This window comes from Chitinophaga sp. CF418, assembly GCF_900142925.1.
Lineage (GTDB): Bacteria > Bacteroidota > Bacteroidia > Chitinophagales > Chitinophagaceae > Chitinophaga.
This window is the reverse complement of the sequence record NZ_FRCN01000016.1, coordinates 135,463-156,759: the sequence shown is the minus strand read 5'-3', so window position 1 is coordinate 156,759 and position 21,297 is coordinate 135,463. Positions and strand designations below refer to the sequence as shown.

The window sequence follows — 21,297 nt, the reverse complement described above, 5'->3', positions numbered from 1 at the left end:
GTAGCGCCCGAGGGGAACGGATTCGGAAAAAAGGGGTATATTTTTCGCCTTACTTACCGCCTTTCATGTTCACATGGTGGGTGTTATGGAAAGGACGGCGGTATTTTTTGACATATTCGGAAGGCCGCATACCGAAAAGCTCATTAAAGTGCTGACGGAAGTATTTGATGTTATTGAAGCCGACCATGGAAGCAATCTCCCCGATATTATACTCGGTGCTGATCATGATCTCTGCCGCCTTGCGCAGACGGATGAAACGGATAAAACCATTGATGGACTGACCGGACACTGATTTCACCTTTTTATAGAGCCCCGAGTGACTCATACCTACCTCCCTCGCCAGGGTGCGGATGGAGAAATTCTCATCATCCAGGTGCGCTTCCACGATTTTAATACAACGGTCCAGGAATTCCTTGTACTCTACAGATACCTTGAGATCATTCCTTTTCAGGGTGACCTCGTTATAGAAATACTGCTGCAGGGTATTACGCTTTCTCAGTATACCCAGCACGCGGGCCTTCAGCAGGTCTTTTTCAAACGGCTTGGTAATATAATCATCCGCCCCGCTTTCGATCCCTCTCAGCTGGATGTCTGAGGAGGTGGTAGCCGTCAGCAGGATCACCGGTATATGGCTCAGGGCTGCATTGCCTTTAATAGCCTCGCAGACATCCAGACCGCTCATGCCCTGCATGGTAATATCACTGATGATCGCATCGGGTAGGGAATCGACCGCCAGTTTTAGGCCATCCTCACCATTTGCTGCTTCCAGCACAGTAAAACTGTCGGCAAACAGGAGCGCCACATACTTCCTCAGCTCTTCATCGTCATCAATGATCAATATAGACTGCCTTTCTGTGACAAGCATCGCCAGACTGTTCTCTTTCTTTTCCGGCACATTGTCTTCCGGTAGTTCCTCCCGCAGGAAAATGGATTCCTCAGGGATATCAGTAAAGATGGTTTCACTGCCAAAATGCGTTTTCCCTTTCAGCAGGACAGTACGGAAACGGGTGCCCTCTCCTGCCTTGCTCTCATAGGCAACCATACCACCATGACGGTCTATAAAATGCTTTACAAGAAACAGCCCTATACCAAAGCCTCCGGATGTCTGCCCTGTTTTAACCTGGTAGAACTTATGGAACAGGCGGTCGCCCACTTCCGGGGGAATACCACATCCTGTATCCGACACCTCCACCTGTACACTGTCATCCTTCTCCTGTACGGTAAAGGCCACTGTACCTCCAGGCGGTGTGAACTTAATGGCATTCGACACAAGGTTGAAAAGCACGATCTCTATCTTCTCACGGTCTACATACATTTCAATAGGTGTATCAGGACAATCGAAACGATAGTCTATCTTCTTGATCCTTGCCTGCTGTATAAAACAGAGGTATACCTCTTTACAGAGATGTGCAAAGTCCAGCTGCACCACTTTCAGGGTGTCCGCCTCGCTATCTGCTTTGCGGAACAGCAGCAGCTGATCTATCAGGCTTAATAAACGGCGGGCATTACGGTATACAGTATTCAGCTCCTCACGTCCGTTATCGTCTTCCACAGCGGAAAGCATCTCCCTGATCGGGTTGATGATAAGTGTAAGCGGGGTTCTGAATTCATGCGATATATGGGTAAAGAACGAAAGCTTTTTCTCATGCAGGTCCTTTTCTTTCTGTGCATTGACATGCGCCAGGCGGATCTCATACTTCAGACGGTTCTGACGCATTTTATAGAGGAAATACATGTAAACACCGCCCGACAAGAGAGCGGTATACAACAGATACGCCCACCAGCTCCTGTACCATGGCGGCAGCACAGTAATGCTGAGCGCTATTTCCTGCGGATTCCGGATACCCTCTGCATTGGTACATCTTACGCGGAAGGTATAGGAACCCTCATTGAGGTGGGTATAGGTAGCAGAGCGTGCATTGCCGGCATTGTTCCACCCTTTATCCCAGCCTTCCATATAATAGGCGTAGCTGATCCTCCTTGGAGAAGCGTATTCCAGCGCAGTAAAGGAAAACGAGAAGACCGCTTCATTGTAAGGCACCTCAATAGATTGAACCGCATCATCTGTTACCTCCCCAATGAACTTTGCATTCTTTTCCAGGGGAGAATTATTAACGGAAATATCTGTGAGCACCAGGTTCAGTTGCCCACGATCGCTCCTGATCTGGCCCGGATAGAACAGGCTGAAACCTTTGATACCGCCGAAGGCCATTTCGCCGGAGCGGAGTAGCTGTGCTGCATTGTAAAAGAACTGGTTACTCTGCAGGCCATCCCCCTGGTAATAGTTGATGAAGGTACGGGTAGCCATATTGAACTTTGACAGTCCGTTGTAAGTGCTGGCCCAGAGATTACCATGATGATCGTCGAGCAGGTTCAGGACAGCATCATTACACAGGCCATTGTCGGTAGTATAACGGGCAATGACAGCGCCTTTTACCTTATCGAACAGGAATAGTCCGCCGCCTTCTGTACCAACCCAGAGATATTGCTTTCCTTCCTCCCTGATAGCCCTGACAGTATGACCAATAGGGAAGAACTGATGCCGGTGATTCACCCTGTCGATCTTTACCAGATGCGTGAGGTTGCCACCCCAGAAATTCCCCTGGCTGTCTTCCTGCAGGGAGAATAGATCGGAAAGACTATCATCGAACATTTCAAAAGCATCTTTAGCCGCATTGTAGCGATACAAGGCGCCATAGATACCTGTGCTACGCAGGGTGGTAGCCCAGAGCTGTCCCTTACTGTCGGTATACAACACAAATACGACCCTGTTCTCTGCACCGGTATTTGGGTTAATACAACCATAGTGCTTAAACTGCTGTGCTTTTATATCAAACCGCTGAATGCCTTTCGTGAAAGTAGCCGCCCATACATGCTGCTGGTCATCGCCGGCCAGGCAGGTGATAAAATTATCGGCCAGGGAATGCGGATCCCCGGGATTGTGCACATATGCCGTAAAGGTGTTGTTATGCCGGTTCCAGCGGTTCAGACCATTACCATCGGTGCCGATCCAGAGAATGCTGTCGGGCGTCTCATAGAAGGAGGAAATCACATTTCCGGAGAGTGTATTATTGTTGCCCGGCTCCCGGCGAATGGTCAGAAAGCGGCTTTTCTGCAGGCCGATAATATTGATCCCGCCGCGTAGCGTACCAATCCATTTGCCCGCGGCCTTGTCCTCATACATAGTGTGAATAGCGCCCCCTGTCAGCTCATCTCTCCCCTCTCCTGATTTGATATAATTTACCTCCCCACTCAGCCTGTTCCAGGTATAAATACTACCCGTCTCTGTACTGATCCAGAGCTGTTGCCGGTCTTTGGTCAGCATGAGGGCAAGCACCTCCGGCAACTGTGCCGCGCCTCCAAATACTTTGGCCACCTGCCGGGAGGCAATATTATAGGCATATACAGCATCGCCGGCGCCGATCCAGACATCTTTACCATCTGTGGCAAAACAGGCCGCAGATGGCAGTTCGGTATTTACCAGGCGCAGCTGACGGGTGGTACTGTCATACAGCGCCAGCCCCTTGTTCTGCACCAGCGCCCAGATGCGGTTCTCTGCATCGGTCAGGATACTATGTACCCCATATTTACCGGTGAGCTTCCCATCGAGGACCAGGGGAACAGCCGTAGCCACCGTAGCTCCGTGCGTACAAAGCAGCATTCCCAGCCCTTCAGTGCCAATAAATATATTGTTGTCTTTATCGGCTCCCACACTTCTGATCACAGTCGCTATTTTCTGAGCCGGCCGGCCATAAGCAATACTGGTAAAATTCCCCAGCAAGGGGTTATAGCGACTAAGCCCCTGACGGGTGCCGATCCATAGGTAATGGTGACGGTCTTCAATGATGGCGGTAATGATATTATTAACAAGCGAACTGGAGTCGCTCGGTTTACTGCGGAACACTTTAAATCCCTGGCCATCGTAACGGTTCAGACCATCGTAGGTACCGAACCACATGAAACCATAATGGTCCTGGATGATACAGCGGACGGTATTGTTGGATAATCCCTGTTCAATGCCAAGATGGAGAATAGGCGGATTAGGAGCAGCATGGACAATACCTGTAACAAAGGAAAGGTAAAGGATATACAGGCCAGTGTATAACAATTTTTTCATAACGCTTCTTGCTTGATATTGTCTCCCGAACAATTATATTGACGCTGATGCTCGCTGGTAATGGTTGGCATCTATCTGTAAGATAGTAAATATTCTCTCTGGTACGTGCTACTTTTCTAAAGGAAAAATAAAATACCCTGCATCTCTCTCCGACAAGGAATGCAGGGTATTTCTATTTAAAATAAACAGTTGTTCGAAACTACTACTGTTTTAATATCTTCACCTGCTTCTGACTACCGTCTTTACGCTCTATCACAACAATATGCACGCCGGCATGAAGAGACGATACACTAATTGTACTACCCGGATTTTTAACCCTCATCACTTCACGTCCGCTGATATCATAGATACGCAGTGTGCTTACTTTATCATTACCACGGATGGAGAGCTGGTCTTTCACCGGATTGGGCGACAGTGCAAGCGTAGTTTGCTCCGCTGCAGGCTGTTGCTGCATCGCTATTCTGGCGGAAGAAACATTGGTGATGGTCAGGTAATTAAGGTTGAATCCGCCGGTAGATGTAGCAATACCAATGTCATAGCTTCCGGCAGGCAATGATACCGTATGTGACACATCTGTCCAGTTCTGCCAGCCGCCGGTATTAGGTATCACAACAGAACCCAGTTGGGTAGCGCCTGCGTCTTTTTCCAGTCTCAGGGACATATTGGAATTAGGGCTGGCTACGCGATAGCTCACTCTGTAAGTACCTGTTACAGGAATATTCACAGCATAAGACATCCAGTCGCCTGCATCTATCCATCCCACATTCTGACCGCCTCCTGCATCTGTTGTTGCCTCTACATCGATGCCAGCCATATAGTTGTAGCTCTCCGCCTGGATAACAGTTGAAGTGGAAGTGGTATTGGATTCTACTTTGATAGAAGTCGCCACATCGTTCCAGCTATTGTCCACCAGGCATTCATCGTCTCCCGTCAGCACCAGTGTTGAACCACTGAAGTTGTCATTCTGGTAAAGAGTTACTTTATATCCTGAAGTTACTTTGATGGAAGAAACTTCATCATTCTGGATACCCAGTGCATTCAGCTGACTAAGCGTATACGTTCCGGGACTGAGACCTACTGCAGTACCTCCGTAGTTACAATCCTTGTAAGTAATAACCGGACCGGTTGGCGTCTGGCCTGCATAACCACCGATAGCAATAGTTACGCGCTGTGGTGAAGGAGCATTGACTGTTGATGAATGATTGAACACATCATCATAGCAAAACGCATAAGTCAGGCTGTTAAGGCTGATGTCGCTGCGGTGCCAGAATTTGCAATACCAGTTGTAAGGGGAAGTCTGATAATACCCTGATGCAGTAGCAAAGTCCTGCGTAGCACCGGTAGCGAGATTCAGGTTAATGGCATGACGATTGATCGCTGCACAGATCTGTGCCTGCACCACCTTATCAAATTGTCCGCCGGAGGCCATTACGCCGCTGCCTTCCATCACTTCAATGTTGGTAGGTTTATTGGAAATAGTGCCCACCTGTCCATCGGACGTTCTTGTAAAGGTGAATACGTTTCCTGATACGCGGCCGCTCCAGGTACCGGCATCGCCTGCATTGAATACCAGGTTGCCACTGCTGTACTTAGACCAGATGGCATCGATGTAAGAACCAAAATAATTTCCCTGTGCGCCTCCGGGCTGGAAGGCAGTTGTTTTTGAAGGGAATTTGATGATGCCATTAGTCGCTTCGTAGCAGCCGGCAAATTCAGCTGGCGCTGTAGCCTGCCACTGTGAAAGGATCTGCGAGTGTGTCATCACTTCGCCTACCTTTTGATAGAAGCCACCATTGCCCCAGGCTTCGAGCCCCATTGGGTATTGATAACTATCAACACGCGTGGTGTTCACCCAAAGACCATTAGAGGCATTGGTCAGTTCGATTGTCTCAAACCGGATACCCTGGTTAGGGTCTGTCGGATTGGACAGGTTGGGCGCTGCGTAACCACTCGGTGCGCCGGAAGCACCGAAGAAATAGAGATACAGCTGTGAATTGAAGGAGATCAGAATACGACATCCTGCAATACCGGGAATGTTGATAATCTTGTTGGGGATCTCGCTAAGCTTAGCAAAACAGTTAGCATATAACCCGTTGTTTCCCGGTCCCATATTTCCGTTGATGACCGGTCCGGGTACTGTGTTGTTGGACACGCTCATCAGGTTGACGGCACTGGTTTTCGGATTGATCCATACATGATTGCCGTTGACAATTCCAACAACGGCTACATAGATATTCCCATCGGCGTACGATGAGTTGTTTTGTAATGTGAAGGGTACTGTGGCCTGAGCCAGCACTGCGTCCGCAGTTGCAAATGTTAATGTCAGCAGGAGGGTAGTGCGAAGACATAACATCCCGACGAGGGAAAAGAAAGATCTGGTTTTCATAGATTATGGGTTTTAAATTAACAGTGTTATGCAAATTTAACTTAATTATCCGGTAAGTTGCCTTCTACACAACACTCTACTCATAAAGCCCATCTTATTCCTTCACAAACAATGATATATTTCTGTCAACATAATCCACCATTGTTTTATACAATTCCTTTCACTACTCCACTTCCACAATCATCTCCACCTCCACAGCCATGTTCAGGGGTAGGGCATTGGTACCCAGCGCAGTACGTGCATGCCTGCCTGATTCCCCAAATACCTGTATCAACAGATCAGAAAAGCCATTTATCACTTTAGGCTGATCGGAAAAGGCTGCAGTACAATTCACATAACCATTTACTTTCACGATCTGCTTCACCTTATTCAGGCTGCCCAGTTCCTTTTTCAACACTGCCAGTTGGTTGATAGCTGTTAGTCTTGCAGCCTCATAACCCTGTTGTATGCTCAGCTCCTGCCCCAGCTTGCCGGTTGTGTATTCACCATTGGCACTACGAGGCCCCTTGCCGGATAAATAGAGCAGATTACCTACCCTCCGTACATCCACATAACTGCCAATGGCAGGCGGTACTTCCGGCAATGTGATCTTTAATGCTGCCAGTTTCTCCTCTGGTGTTTGTGCAAATGCTATTGAGCTTATCAACAGCGATATGAATAACATCAATACTTTCATGTGTTGAATGATTAAGGTTTAATTTAACTTAATGATAAAACGGGTTGCTCATCTAGTGAGCCCTGTTGCCAGCACAAAAGTAGCATAACACAGGAACCGGTAAAATGGCATTTTGACACTTCAGGATGGATGTTTTGTCCATATGGCTAAAGCACTTTTTCAGCCTCGGTAATATTACCCGGCAGATCTGTTGCTGTAATCAGTATATGCGTACCCCGTAATGCCGGATTGACAGCAACAGATGTATAATGCCAGCCCGAAATGCCCTTCCCCGCAACAGCGTCGCCCTGTTCAAGTTCAGTTCCTGAAGCTGAGAGGATACGGACTTTTACAGATTCCGCACGAACAATATCCCTGACGGCAATAGTAATGACATTTCCCTCTTCTCCTCTATACTTTTCCGTGTCAATAAGTACGATCTTAGGAGCTTTGGCAGCATCCTGAAAGGCAGCATTATACGCAGTCTGATTTTTTTTTGCAACAGCTGCATACATCAGTTTTTTTTCAGGATCAGTCATTGCTTCTTTCGCATATGCTGTAGCATCTTCGAATTTCCCGCGGGCGACCAACTGCTGATCTGTCGGCGGCGTTTTGACAGGTCCGCAGTGGGCGGTTATAACTGTTTTCCCTTTTCTTACTCGAAGTGTCATTCCTTCGATGCTCCCTGACACTCCGTCCATGAACATGTTTTGTTTTACATAAGCCATTGTTAAAGTATTTAAAGATGAATAATGAAAGATGGAACAGTAACTGTATGTAGCAATAATGCCCATTGGCGGGAGTTAACCTATCATCTTTTGTCTATACAAAGATACGAAAAACAAGCCCTTACAGACTAAATAGAAACTACTATTTCCCCCATCTGATAATGATATAAATTCGTACAAACAATGTTTCTCCTATGTCTATCTTACGTTCATCCTATGTTCAAAGACGTAAGATGAACGTAAGATAGACATAGGAGAAACATTGTTAAATCGTGTTTAAATCGGCATCAATTCCATGTCTTTTCAAGTTCAGAATGCGTAAAAACCGCAATGAAAAAAGCCCTAATTTTATAGAAAAAAATATGGCAAGAACAAACAATCATTTATGGAACGGCTTAAAGATAAGCCGTGGAAAAATAAATAAAGACTTCGTACTGAAAAAACGCGGAGACAAAACGTTTATCAGTAAATACCCTGACATGAGCAATGTTGTCCCCTCAGCATTACAGCTCACGTATAAGGATAGATTTATGCATGCGGTTGAATATGCAAAGAGTATTATTAGTGACCCGGCGAAGAAGGTTGCTTATAAAGTAAGACCTGGCAGTACGGTATACCATTCTGCTATTAAAGATTACCTGGAGAATAATTAATCCGGGCCAGGCCTTCTACATATCTTCAGATTATACTTTTAAATAAATCAGGATTGCCGGTTATTAGCGCAACCATTTTTTTATTGTAATGGATTTCCTGCTTGTAATAGGGCCAACTGAAACCAATACACGCTTCTCTTTCATAGGTCCCGCAAAAGATAACGTATACACATTTTCTACAGTACCCGGGCAGCTTAAGTGTAAAAAAAGCAATTTCAGCACCTTCACATGTTAACTTTCCTTATTTGTCCTACCCGCCCGGATTGCAACCGATTTTCCAATATCTATACTCAAAAGGCTTTACTTTTCCCAATAAGTTACTACATTTGCTTACAGTAATGTAGCAAAAGGAGTTAAAACAAAAACAAGCCCCAGGCCATCAGTTATCAACCAAATATTCAAGTTCATGTGAAGTATATGCTTTCACGTCCCTTTCCGGCAGATCACCACTTTATTCACATTAACAAATATCAAGATATACGTGAATGATATGCTATGATGCGAAAACATACAACTGCTTACCAACAGTACTTCCTCTGATGACAAGGAACAGTATATGTCTCACATTTTTACAACCAAATAAATTTCCTTCATGAAAAACAAACAACGACTAATGCCTGCAAAAGCCGTGTTGCTTTTTGTCCTATTACCTCTGATTATTGCCCTGACGCCATTTACCACTTGTTCAGCGCAGACTCTTGATGTAACCAAAGCTCCGGCTAAAAAGAAAGCCTATACGCTAAAGATCAACAAGGGTGACTATTGGATCGGCGGCGGTCTGGGCCTGACTGGCTCCGTAGCGCCAATGGGGCAATATATTGGCACGGCAGCCCAGTTATCCGCCAAAGGGGGATATCACTTTTTTGACAAATTTTCTGTAGGGGTCAGCTTAACGGCCGGGATCAGCATCTCTGACAAAAAGAGCAAGGGTATATATACCCGGGGCATCAGTTTGCTGGTCGGTCCTATCGTACAGTACATGATCCCGCTCTCAAAAACAGTTTTCTTAGCGCCGATAGTAGGTGCCACCTGGGGACCTATCAGCGTGAAATCAATGACATCCCAGCCGGGCGCGCCGGAACAGTATGTCAAAATAAAAGGGCATGCTTTCTGCCAGCTGGCAGGTATCGGTCCCTTCTTTGAAGTAATACCGGAAAAAGCAAGCTTTGGTGCACAGATCCTGGTGTCTTCCCTGCAGCAGACAACAACGCTTCATGCAAACGGCAATGAGGTTCCCGGCACCAAAGTAAAGGATAGTAAGTCAGGTCCGGCGCTGAATGTTGAATTCAGACTACACTTTTAATTCCCTGCTAAAGGGGTAATGGACTATGTCAGCAAATAACGATCTGTTCTACTCCAGATTACCGGTCAATCGTATTCCACTCAGTGAACTGTTGACGGAAGAACATTTATTCTACCAGGTTCCAGACAACTGGCACGTTATTGTAACAGATATTAAAGGCTCTACGGCCGTAGTACAAAAAGGTTTGCACGAAACCGTCAACCAGATTGCCACCGGAAGCATCGTTGCAGTATTGAACATCTGTTTTAAAGCCAATATCACCGTCCCTTTCTTCTTCGGAGGGGACGGTGCTTCTTTCATTGTTCCTCCCACTGTGAAAGACGCCGCTATGGGAGCGCTGCTGCTATACAGACATAATACCCTGGAAAATTTCAATATTGAATTGCGTGCAGGCACGGTGGACGTCAGAGATATCTACGCGCGCGGACATGCACTCAGGATCACTAAGTTCACCAGCTCCGGCAATTTCACCATTCCCATCCTGTTAGGAAACGGTCTCAGTTATGCCGAAAAACTGATAAAAGGAGACGATTACCTCTTTCCTGGCCTGGCTCCCGGTGAAAATGAATTAGACCTTAGTGGGATGCAATGCCGCTGGGACAGGATCAAACCACCGGAAAACAACTATGAAGTAGTCAGCCTGATTGTCCTTGCAACCGATGACGCAAAGCAATCCGTAGCATTTCAGAAAGTCATCACCTACATTGATGAAATCTATGGCGCCCCCGAAAAAAGACAACCTATCTCTATATCAAAGCTCAGGCTCAAAGCATCCTTTACCAAACTGGGCTCAGAAATACGCATCAGGTTTGGCCGCATGAAGGTCTTTTCACTCATACAGACCTGGCTCACCACCACACTTGGCTATATCTACTTTCAGACCAAACCAGGCCGGACTTATCTCACACGGCTGGTAGAAATGTCAGATACCCTTGTAATAGATGGTAAGATCAATACTGTCATTACCGGTACAGAGTTACAACGTTTACTCCTCGAAGAAAAACTGAACAGGCTGGAACAGGCTGGAGAGATCTTCTATGCCTGTTATGTCAGCAAGGAATCTGTGATGTCCTGTTATGTTCGCGATATGAAAGACGACCATATTCACTTTGTAGATGGCGCCGGCGGAGGGTATACAAACGCTGCCGGGGTGCTGAAACTGAAATGCCGGAAGGCATAGACCTGCTTTCTTTGAAGGACGCAAATGTCCACTTCCCCCCTTAATCTGCCTGCTTAACCCGGTTCATCCTGTTCTTAGGGCTAACATCGTTATAGTTTTACATGACGCCCTCACCCTGTCATTAGCGATAAAAGTGTCAACAGAAACGCGATTGGAGACATCAATAGGTATATAAATTTATAAACAAGCGGAAAGAATTAACTATATCTTTGGCCCAATGGCCTTAGTATTTCTATAAAGCAATAACGTGTGATGAATAAGAAAACATTCAAAGTGTCTCCCTGGATCATCTGGTGCAGTTCCCTCTTTCTTGGGATCATTGCCTCTGTTCCTAAAATTGCGGAGCGGCCATTTAGCGCGCCTGAAGCCCTTGTCAATTCGGCGATTACATTTCTCTTTTCCATCTTTGTATGGTATTACAATATTTATACCCTGCCTACCTATTCCAGGCGGGATATCAACCGCGGTTTGTCAGTCTCCCGGCTGCTCACCAGCCTTGTATTCGGAATCGGCGTCATGTTACTGCTGGCCTATTGTCAACAGTGGTTGCTTTCTCATTTGAATTTTGGTCCGGTGATGCTGATGGTGGAAGTAAGAGGCATTATGATCAATCTCGGATTTTATATGATCCTGCATCTGCTGTATCAGAACTACCAGAACCAGCAGATGAGTATAGAACTGGAGCGTTCCCGTTCAGACAATCTCGGCGCTCAGTACGAGCTGCTCAAGCAACAGATAAATCCTCATTTCCTGTTCAACAGTCTCAATACCCTGAAAACGATGATAGAGGCCGACGATAAACAGTCTGTCGATTTCGTGTTAAAGCTTTCTGAATTCTACCGCTTCACACTGGAGAGCCGCAAGCTGGACCTGATCCAACTGTCGGAAGAATTGAAGATCCTCTCCGCATATATGTTCCTGCTGAAAGCACGGTTTGAAGATGGTATTCATCTGACCAATACCATTGATCCTGCTTATCTTCAGTCACTGATCCCGCCGTTCACCCTACAGCTGTTGATCGAGAATTGCATCAAACATAATATTGTATCGCTGGAGCAACCGCTGGAGATCAGGCTTTATTCTGAAAAGGATGTCATTATCGTTGAGAATGCTGTGCAGCTTAAAATGGACCAGGGTGCTTCGATGAAAGTGGGGTTGAATAACATCAGTGAAAGATATAATCATCTCCTGGAAAAAGAAATAATCATTGAATCAGACGATAAAATATTTAAGGTAAAACTCCCAGTGATCCATGAATATACTCATTATTGAAGACGAGATCAAAGCTGCTGCTTCGCTGGCGGCATTGATCATGAAGATTAAACCGGAGGCCAAAATAGTAGCACAACTGCAAAGCGTCTCATCCAGCGTTAAATATCTTTCTGAAAACGAACAGCCGGACCTGATCTTTATGGATATCCAGCTGTCTGACGGGCTCTGTTTTAATATCTTTAAGGCAGTCAAGATTTCATGTCCTGTAGTATTTTGTACTGCGTTCGAAGACTATACACTGGATGCATTTAAAGCGAACGGTGTGGACTATGTGCTGAAGCCATTTTCCAAAGAGGATATCATTGCTGCGTTCACAAAAGTGGATGAGCTGAAGAACTTTTTCCAGCAGAATACCGCCGTTCCCCAGCTGAATGATCTGCTGGCAAAGGTATCGGCGCCTGCAGGTAAGAAGAATTTTCTGGTCTTCAAAAATAATAAGTACGTCAACATCTCTACAGAAGCCATTGCTTTTTTTTACATCAGGCATGAAGCAACTATTATCAAGACTTTTGAGCTGGAGGAATATTCGATCAATCAGTCGCTCGACCAGGTCTATGGTATGTTGTCGCCGGATCAGTTCTTCCGTCTTAACAGGCAATACCTGGTTAATTTTAAGGCGATAAAAGACGTGGAACATTATTTTGCGAGGAAACTGCTGGTTAACCTGGTTATTCCAACACCTGAAAAATTATTAATCAATAAGGAAAAAGTACAGATGTTCCTGTCCTGGCTTGAGAACAGGTAAGCTTACAACATATGGCAACAACAACGACACCAGCTTTTGAGATAAAGAACCCTGTTGACGGCAGCATGGGTTTCAGAATGATCCATTTCGATGACAACGCGTATTTTAAAGAACTACAACGGGTACCATACTTTTCCATCATATGGCTTTTTGAGGGAGAAGGGCTCCTGAAGGCAGATTTCACCGAGTATAATATCTCGGCAGGATCGATGCTCTTCTTTGCCCCCGGTCAGCCTTTTATGATCAGTGGAGAGCGTATGAAAGGCGTGATGCTGAATTTCCATCATGACTTTTTCTGTGTTATCAAACATCATAAGGAAGTGGCCTGTGATGGCATTCTCTTTAATAATATCAATCAGACGCCGTTGGTAAATATTCCTCCTGATGAAGCGCCTACCATCCGGCTGCTGATTACCCAGGTGGAAAATGAGTTGCAGGTGGCAGGGCTTGCACAACACGATCTGCTGATCTCTTATCTGAAGATATTGCTGATCAATGTAACCAGGATAAAGGTATCGCAGGACCACGTTAAACCGCCAGTTATGGAACACGCAGGCGAATCGGATGCACTGCTGCAATTCAAAGCCTATATTGACAAACATTTCCGGGAGAAACACAGTGCCGGTGAGTATGCTGAGCTGTTAAATATGACCGTCAAAAACCTTGGGAAAATTGTCAGGGAGTATCATGGCAGAACTCCAACCGACATGATCACGGAAAGGATCATAGTGGAGGCAAAGCGGGAACTGTATCTGACGTCCAAACCCATTAAAGAGATCTCGTATGATCTTGGTTTTAAAGATGAATATCATTTCAGCAGGTATTTCAAAAATGCGATCAACACTTCTCCGCAGGCTTACAGGAATTCGCTGAAAAAAGCGTGGAGCTGAGTTTATAAAAAAAGGAACAGGGCCATTTACGGCCCTGTTTTCATTTGTTGTCCATTCTATTGGTTATATCTCGGATCTGGTCTTCCAAAAACTATTTACCTTCAGCCGCAGCTATGATCACTTTCGCAACTGCTTCGGGTTGTGAAATAAATACCGCGTGACTACCTTTTACTTCTGTTATCTTATCACCACCACGTTTGTACATATTGCGCTGAATGTCCGGAACGATGGCTTTATCTTCTGTAGCTACCACAGCATAGGCTGGTTTTGTTTTCCATGCAGCTTCAGCTACAGGCACTGTAAAACTTGCTCCAAAGATGGGCGCCTGTGATGCGGCCATAAAGTCAGATTCTTCTTTGCTCAGGTCTGCGGCAAAACCAGCATGGAACTTCGCGATATCATAGTAGAGAAATCCTTTTTCATCGGGAGGCAGTATGCCAGCTTCAGGAGCGCCAGGCAGTGATGTAGCCCATTGGAGCGTATTCTCACCTTTGTCAGGCTGGAAAGCAGCTACATATACCAGGGATGCTACGTTAGGATGGGCGCCTGCTTCCGTGATGATAGTACCGCCCCAGGAATGACCTACCAGTACAGTGGGACCATCCTGCCTGTCCAGTATACGTTTGGTAGCTGCAACGTCTTCTGCCAGGGAAGTGAGCGGATATTGCACGATCGTCACTTTATAGCCTTTTTTCACTAAGATGTCGTGTACCTTTTTCCAGCCGGAGCCGTCTACGAAAGCACCATGTACCAGTACGATGTTTTTAGCGGTCTTTTTCTGTGCAAAAGCTGATACGGAAAAGAGACTTAAGATCAGCATAAATGCAGTAAATAAAGAACGCTTTAACTGCCATTTTGAAGTTGATGTTGTTTTCATTGTGTGTATATTTTTACGTTTTGTTTTCGTGTTTATGTTTCGTTTTGTGATACAAAGATGGTTCAAAATGGCTCCGTGGAGAATGACAGTAATTCCCAACCTGATGGACATTTTTCCCAGGGGCACAAAAAAAGCCGGCATATGATGCCGGCTTTATATCATCATTTTGGCTCAAACCCGCTCTACTGCTGTGGATACCAGTTGCGCAGGCGGACTTCTATATTCTTATTCCCTGTATTCACTTTCTCTTTAAAGGCATTCACATCACTTAAGCCCTTTGCACCGCGGTAGTGGTATGGATAAACGATCCTGGGTTTAAAGGCCAGTACAGCGTCTGCCGCTTCTTTTACGTCCATAGTATAAGGCAGGTTCATACAAACGAAGGCCACATTGATATTTCTGAGTGAACGCATTTCAGGAATGCCCTGTGTATCGCCGGATATATAGATGCGTGTACCGCCTACGCTCACTATATATCCATTCCCCCTACCCTTCGGATGTTTGGAATCGGGTGTTTCCGGGAGGTTATACATGGGAATGGCATTAATGGTAATACCGTTTTGAGTAGTAACCCCAAAGTTCTTTAATACGGTCACCATGGGTTTATAGGAAGCCGGCAATTTATCGGCCACTGCCTGCGGCACGATCAGACGGGTATTATTGGTCTTTAGAGAGGCAATAGCGGCCGAATCGAAGTGGTCTCCATGTATATCTGTGATGAGGATGATGTCCGGTGCTGCCAGCCCCCTAAAATGGCTTGTTTTACCCGCAGGATCTGTATAGATAACAGTACCGGCTATAGAGAGTACCAGGCTGGCATGTTCCACCGGCTGAATCACCAGGGAGCCTTTTGCGGTTTTTAAAGTATCTGGCGCGCTGATCTGAGCGTTCACGCTTCCGGTAAGAGCGGCGAAGCATAATAATAGTATCCCTAGTCTCATAGTCATAAATATTAGATTGATGATAAGATAGCTTTCGGATGATAAATTTAATCTTTATCAACACCTTAGCCAACAAGGTCATGCCCACTAAGGGAAAACAGAGCAGTAAAATTGCAGGATGCCTGCTACTTACTTAAATAAATTTGCTCATTTATATTGTACTTATTCTTACTTTAGCAATCGTTTGCATAAGCCATTACAAAAACTCAAAATAACCTGTAAAACAGGAAAAACCGCACCCTTAAAATTGACCGTATATGACTAAATTTTATTCATTACTGGTAACCAGCACCTTGTGTGTTACCAGCCTTCTTGTGCAAGCACAGAACAAACCTTTCCCACAGGCAGTATCCTATCCGAACTGTATCAAACCGAACAACGTTACGCAGGCAGCCATGAATGCCAGTGTAGCCAGCTACTATGATTACTGGAAATCAAAGTACCTGAAAAACAATCTTGCATCCCTCCCGGGAGGTTATTATGTAAGAGGAGAGATCAGCGGGGATGCTGAAGGTTTTGTACCACTAGGCACCTCTGAAGGACATGGCTATGGCATGGTGATCACCGCCCTGATGGCTGGTTATGACCCTAACGCAAAAACTATTTATGACGGATTGTACAAAACTGCCCGTGCCTTCCACAGCGGCATCAACACCAACCTGATGGGATGGGTGGTTGCAGATGCATCGGGCGCCCAGGGTCATTTTGATTCCGCTACAGACGGTGATATTGATATCGCCTATTCGCTGATCCTGGCGCATTATCAGTGGGGCTCCAATGGTACTATCAACTATCTCAATGAAGCAAAGAAGATGATCACCAATGGCTTAAAAGCAGCCAATGTCACTTCTACCAACCGCCTGAACCTGGGTGACTGGGACGCCAAAAGCGCGCTGAATACCCGTCCTTCCGACTGGATGTTAAGCCATATGCGCGCCTTCTACCAGGAGACCGGCGATGCTACCTGGCTGAACCTGATCAACAACCTGTATGCAGTGTACAATCAGTTCAGCGCTACCTACTCTCCTTCTACCGGGCTTATCTCTGATTTTGTGGTGAAGAATCCTCCGGAGCCGGCACCGAAAGATTTCATTGATGAAGGTCCGCAGACAAACGAATATAACTACAATGCCTGCCGCGTACCTTTACGTGTGGTAATGGACTATGCCCTGTATGGCAATACCAATGCCCAGAGTATTTCCAACAAGATCGCTACCTGGATCATTGGTAAAACAGGCGGTAATCCTGCGAATGTTAAAGATGGTTACCAGCTGAATGGTACCGTTTCCGGCAGCGATCCTGAAGCGGTGTTCGTAGCACCATTTATAGCGGCAGCTGTAGCGAACAGCAGCAACCAGGCTTTCGTGAACAGTGGATGGAACTTCCTCAAGACGGCTAAATCCGGTTATTACAGCGATTCTTACAGCCTGTTATGTCAGTTGTTCATCTCAGGCAACTGGTGGAAACCGGAAGCTGGTACTACACCGCCACCGCCAACATGTGAGCCTGCAAGCGCCAGCAGCGACGATGGTAATGTAGCGGCCAATGTACTGGACAACGACTTTAATACCCGTTGGTCTGCCAGTGGCGATGGTCAGTATATACAACTCTGTCTCGGTACAGCGGCTAACGTAAGTGGAGTTGATATGGCTTTCTACAGCGGCGATACAAGAAGTGCGATATTTGATATCCTGACCAGCACCGACGGCAGTGCATGGACATCAGCGGCCACCGGCCTTCGTAGCAGTGGTACCAGTACCGCACTGGAAACCTTTACATTCGCAGCCAGGTCTGCCAAATATGTACGGATCCTGGGACATGGCAACACCGTGAATGCATGGAACAGTATTACTGAAATAAAGGTCAGGACTGGTCAGTCTTCAACTACAACTACTACTACATTAACCGCAACGAAAGACGCTTATATAAGAAATGGTGATTACGCTGCAACGGCTTATGGCAGTACAGATCCTTCTATCCTGTCCACCAAGCTGAATACGGCTGAAACTACCGGTTATGACAGGCAGACCTATATCGGTTTTGACCTGAGTAGTGTGAGTGGTACTATTACCAGTGCAGTATTAAAAGTGTATGGCAAACTGGAAGATATCAGGTCAACTAACATTCCTGTGGGTGTATATTCAGTGGCCAACACCACCTGGACAGAAGCCGGCCTTACCTGGAACAACAAACCAGCTACCGGTAGTTCATTAGGTTCCGTAACAATCCCTGATAGCACTGCCAGGTATTACAACTGGGATATCACAGCTTATGTGAACAGCGAAAAAGCTGCAGGCCGTAACGCTATCTCACTGGCATTGATCAACAGTACTATCAGTACGCCGAGGATCGTATTTAACTCAAAAGAAACAGGGTCTAATGCGCCTCAGTTACTGGTTACCGCCACTGCTCCTGCAGCCGCGAAAATAGCGGCGGTTGCGTCTGAAAAGCCGTCAACTACGCAGTTCAGCATCTATCCAACACCATTCGCCACCAATGCTAATGTTGCATTCACATTGAAAGATGCTGGTGTAACAGCCCTGGTGATATATGATATCAATGGTAAACAGGTAGCGGCGATATTCAGAGAGCATCTTTCTGCTGGTAGTTATAACAGATCAGTCTCTGCAAGCCACCTGCCTGCGGGAGTATATATTGTTAAACTGATCCATAATGGTATAGTAACGACTAAGAAGGTTATCAAAAACTAAACCTCATTAAGCAACAAAAAGAAAGCCGGCTCTTGTTAATTGAGCCGGCTTCTTTATGGATTAAATACTTTTAGAGACCGAACAAAAAAAAGAAAAGGGCAAACACAAAGACTATCAACATCACTTCTATCACCCAGATGTATTGCGCTTTCTTTTTCACCTCCGTCAGGCAAAATCTGACAATTTGATCTATCAATAACGAAATAATTGAGCAAGGCAAGAGAAACAGGATTGCTAAGATCATATATGCGCCTTCTTCACTGCGTGCTGCCGGGGCCAGTGTATAAATGCCTGCAATCACCACGGATATAATGGCTAAAACTACGCAGGGTGAAAAAATATATGCCCAGTTCCTGTTAGGTGTAGTATCAGCGTCCACAGGTATTGATTTAAATTAAATATAGAAGATGAGTAACACTTATTATGCCCGTAGAATAATGTAACCGCCCACCACCATTGCCACTATTTCTATCACCCACATGTATAGCGCTTTATATTTCACGTCTTTCCGGAATAATATCCGAAGAAAGACATCTAATAATAACGCACCAATTGCACAGGGTATAAACAGCAAAAGTACATAGACACCATTTCCCATATCTTCGCCAAGCACCATTAAGACAAGCAGAACAATGAGTACCATCACAGATACGCTTGCTATAATTACAGCAGGAGTAAAAATAAGTGCCTGTTTTTTTAAGGCAGGAAGATCTAAATTCAATTTCATAGGTTTTATTTATACTCAATATAGCTACTATCACTAGTATTTTATCTAAAATATCGTAACTTCCCGTACCTAAATTATCATTTATAATCTCAACCCATGGCAACTAAAGAATCCTTCTCCCTGAATGGCGAGCACCTGCTCAAAAAAGTAAAAGAACTCATTGCAGAAGGTAACGTAAGAAAGATCACTATTACGGATAAATCAGGTAAGGAACTGATGTCGCTCCCATTGACTATTGGCGTAGTGGGCGTATTGTTAGCACCCGTACTGGCAGCTGTTGGCGCATTAGCGGCACTGGTCGGGGAATGTACAATTACGGTAGAAAGAGAAGAGGACGCGCCGAAACAGGAATGATCATTCATTCTCAAGCATCTTGCGGATCATCTGCTGCGCTTTCTTCCGTTCCTGTCTGCGTTTATCAGATTTATCTTTAGCGGCATACCTGTTCTTATCATTTCCGAAGTAGATTTCCCCGTCGGATATGAAAGACCCCTGTCTTATCATAACACCATTCAGATGACAGGTATCATAGCCACAGGAATGTTTGGAATAAACCCCAAAGTTCCTGTGTCCAAAGCGCTTTTCGGCAATTGTCTTTTGCTGGTATTTTCTGATGTCCTCCCAGATCCTCTTTGTCTCTACCCTGGTCAGTTCCTGTCCAAGTGTCAGCACCTCCAGATAAGTTTGCGGGTCTTTTATCTGCAGAAAATCAAATGATCTTTTAAACGTCTGATGGGCATATTCCCGTACTGCGATCTTATCGGCGATCGTCAAACGTTCATTTTCTATAATCGACCTGTAAAGTCCCAGGGTATTGAAATCAGTATATTTTTTATGATTATCAATGAAGAAGAGATAATCCTTCAGGTTTAGGGTATTAAACTGTCTTCCAATTTTCATATCACAAATATAGAATAAAACATCCGGCAGCCCGAAGACTGCCGGATTATCTTTACAATTTCAGACTTACTTTATCTCCTGTCTTCGCAGCCTGATAGATCGCATCCATGATCTTCAGGTCTTTCACTGCTTCCTCACCATTCACAGGCACCACAGGTTGTTTACCGTTGAGGATAATATCCGACATTTCTTCCATCTGTAATGTCTGATGCACAACAACAGGCTGATTCAGATCACCCTTGTGTGTGCGTCCTTTGATAGGTCCGTACCCGGTAGATGGTTGCATCTCTGCAAATCCTTTCTCACCGTTCAGGAAGAATTTATCCAGGTTATTCATGCTATAGGTAGACAGGCAGGAAGCCACTACACCGCTGGGGAAGCCCAGCTGGAACTGGATCGTTTCATCTACTCCCGGTTTGAACTTCTCATGATCGGTCTTGGTCTCCTCTGCGGTTACCCATACAGGCTCTTCCCCCACCATATAACGCGCACCGTTCACAGCATAGATCCCGATATCCATCAGGGAACCACCACCGGCCAGCTGTTTGTTCAGACGCCATTGTGTAGGGTCTCCTATCTTAAACCCACACAACCCCTGGAAGAAGAGGATCTTTCCAAACTCTCCTGCATTCCGCATACGGATCACTTCCAGCGTATGTGGCTCGAAGTGCATACGGTAACCTACCAGGAGTTTTACCTTAGCATTACGGCAGGCATCCACCATTTCCTGTCCTTCTTTCGCGTTCAATGCCATTGGCTTTTCGCAGATCACATGTTTGCCGGCCTTTGCCACCCTGATCACCTGGTCATGATGCAGGGCATTCGGCGTGATCACATATACCGCATCAATGTCCGGGTTGTCTTTGATCTTGTCAAAGTTCTCGTAGTTATAACAGTTCTTCTCCGGGATATTATATTTCCCCTGCCAGTTTTTGATCTTGGAAGGCGTACCGCTGATCACGCCTACCAGTTTGGCTTTCTTACAGGACTGCATGGCTTCCGCCACCCTGGTGCCATAGCTGCCCAGTCCCATAATAGCCACTCTTAGTACCGGACCGTCATAAGGCTGCTCATACAGATCAGGTTTGCCGGCCATTCCCAGACGGGGAAGAACAGTCAATGCTATCGCAGAAACAGTAAAATTTTGTAAGAAGTGTCGTCGGGTATTCTTCATAACAAGGGTTTTATAACAATTTGAGAGTACTGGTAAGA

The 21,297-nt window shown here is 45.7% G+C and carries 18 protein-coding genes; 8 read left to right on the top strand and 10 right to left on the bottom strand.

All coding sequences use genetic code 11. The annotated features are described in order from the left end of the window. Positions 1-49: 49 nt before the first annotated feature. The 4 genes from F3I09_RS29590 to F3I09_RS29575 form a co-directional block, all read right to left on the bottom strand. Complete coding sequence (locus F3I09_RS29590) at positions 50-4,117, bottom strand: two-component regulator propeller domain-containing protein (RefSeq protein ID WP_149698665.1); 4,068 nt, start codon at positions 4,115-4,117, stop codon at positions 50-52. Positions 4,118-4,319: 202 nt separating this feature from the next. Continuing rightward, positions 4,320-6,503 carry a beta-1,3-glucanase family protein gene (locus F3I09_RS29585; RefSeq protein ID WP_149698664.1) on the bottom strand — a complete coding sequence of 728 codons (2,184 nt, stop codon included), beginning with the start codon at positions 6,501-6,503 and terminating at the stop codon, positions 4,320-4,322. Positions 6,504-6,666: 163 nt separating this feature from the next. Beyond that, positions 6,667-7,179 (bottom strand): RidA family protein, encoded by a 513-nt coding sequence (locus F3I09_RS29580; RefSeq protein WP_149698663.1) that lies wholly within the window; start codon positions 7,177-7,179, stop codon positions 6,667-6,669. Positions 7,180-7,325: 146 nt separating this feature from the next. Then, the gene (locus tag F3I09_RS29575; RefSeq protein WP_149698662.1) at positions 7,326-7,886 is read right to left on the bottom strand and encodes a hypothetical protein; all 561 of its coding nucleotides are present in this window, start codon (positions 7,884-7,886) and stop codon (positions 7,326-7,328) included. Between the two features lie 362 nt (positions 7,887-8,248). Here F3I09_RS29575 and F3I09_RS29570 point away from each other — a divergent pair, with 362 nt between their 5' ends. The 6 genes from F3I09_RS29570 (at position 8,249) to F3I09_RS29545 (ending at position 13,929) form a co-directional block, all read left to right on the top strand. Continuing rightward, entirely contained in the window at positions 8,249-8,539 is a 291-nt protein-coding gene (locus F3I09_RS29570; protein ID WP_149698661.1) for a hypothetical protein, read from the top strand. 592 nt (positions 8,540-9,131) lie between these two features. After that, positions 9,132-9,842: a hypothetical protein gene (locus tag F3I09_RS29565; protein WP_149698660.1), complete on the top strand. Its 711-nt coding sequence runs from the start codon at positions 9,132-9,134 to the stop codon at positions 9,840-9,842. Positions 9,843-9,867: 25 nt separating this feature from the next. Further along, positions 9,868-11,022, top strand: a complete 1,155-nt coding sequence (locus F3I09_RS29560; protein WP_149698659.1) for a DUF3095 domain-containing protein — start codon at positions 9,868-9,870, stop codon at positions 11,020-11,022. Between the two features lie 252 nt (positions 11,023-11,274). Further along, positions 11,275-12,294 (top strand): sensor histidine kinase, encoded by a 1,020-nt coding sequence (locus F3I09_RS29555; RefSeq protein ID WP_149698658.1) that lies wholly within the window; start codon positions 11,275-11,277, stop codon positions 12,292-12,294. Beyond that, positions 12,275-13,039 (top strand): LytTR family DNA-binding domain-containing protein, encoded by a 765-nt coding sequence (locus F3I09_RS29550; protein WP_149698657.1) that lies wholly within the window; start codon positions 12,275-12,277, stop codon positions 13,037-13,039. Before F3I09_RS29555 ends, F3I09_RS29550 begins: the two co-directional genes overlap by 20 nt. A gap of 11 nt (positions 13,040-13,050) precedes the next feature. Further along, positions 13,051-13,929: an AraC family transcriptional regulator gene (locus F3I09_RS29545; protein WP_149698656.1), complete on the top strand. Its 879-nt coding sequence runs from the start codon at positions 13,051-13,053 to the stop codon at positions 13,927-13,929. 91 nt (positions 13,930-14,020) lie between these two features. On the opposite strand, the gene F3I09_RS29540 is transcribed toward F3I09_RS29545, so the two are convergent. Together F3I09_RS29540 and F3I09_RS29535 are read right to left on the bottom strand one after the other, a co-directional pair. Next, a complete protein-coding gene (locus tag F3I09_RS29540) occupies positions 14,021-14,806 on the bottom strand; it encodes an alpha/beta hydrolase (protein ID WP_149698655.1) in 786 nt (261 codons plus the stop codon). A gap of 182 nt (positions 14,807-14,988) precedes the next feature. Beyond that, positions 14,989-15,753 (bottom strand): MBL fold metallo-hydrolase, encoded by a 765-nt coding sequence (locus F3I09_RS29535; protein WP_223233431.1) that lies wholly within the window; start codon positions 15,751-15,753, stop codon positions 14,989-14,991. Positions 15,754-16,004: 251 nt separating this feature from the next. Here F3I09_RS29535 and F3I09_RS29530 point away from each other — a divergent pair, with 251 nt between their 5' ends. After that, positions 16,005-18,458, top strand: coding sequence for a glycosyl hydrolase family 8 (locus F3I09_RS29530; protein ID WP_149698654.1), 2,454 nt, complete (start codon positions 16,005-16,007; stop codon positions 18,456-18,458). A 70-nt stretch (positions 18,459-18,528) separates the two neighbouring features. Here the strand turns inward: F3I09_RS29530 and F3I09_RS29525 are convergent, their stop codons facing one another. Then, entirely contained in the window at positions 18,529-18,837 is a 309-nt protein-coding gene (locus F3I09_RS29525; protein ID WP_149698653.1) for a hypothetical protein, read from the bottom strand. Between the two features lie 42 nt (positions 18,838-18,879). After that, positions 18,880-19,185, bottom strand: coding sequence for a hypothetical protein (locus F3I09_RS29520; protein WP_149698652.1), 306 nt, complete (start codon positions 19,183-19,185; stop codon positions 18,880-18,882). Between the two features lie 96 nt (positions 19,186-19,281). Between F3I09_RS29520 and F3I09_RS29515 the strand changes: the two genes are divergently transcribed. After that, entirely contained in the window at positions 19,282-19,539 is a 258-nt protein-coding gene (locus F3I09_RS29515; RefSeq protein WP_149698651.1) for a DUF4342 domain-containing protein, read from the top strand. On the opposite strand, the gene F3I09_RS29510 is transcribed toward F3I09_RS29515, so the two are convergent. Together F3I09_RS29510 and F3I09_RS29505 are read right to left on the bottom strand one after the other, a co-directional pair. After that, entirely contained in the window at positions 19,540-20,085 is a 546-nt protein-coding gene (locus F3I09_RS29510; RefSeq protein ID WP_149698650.1) for a hypothetical protein, read from the bottom strand. Positions 20,086-20,137: 52 nt separating this feature from the next. Continuing rightward, positions 20,138-21,259 carry a Gfo/Idh/MocA family protein gene (locus tag F3I09_RS29505; RefSeq protein WP_149698649.1) on the bottom strand — a complete coding sequence of 374 codons (1,122 nt, stop codon included), beginning with the start codon at positions 21,257-21,259 and terminating at the stop codon, positions 20,138-20,140. Positions 21,260-21,297 lie beyond the last annotated feature (38 nt).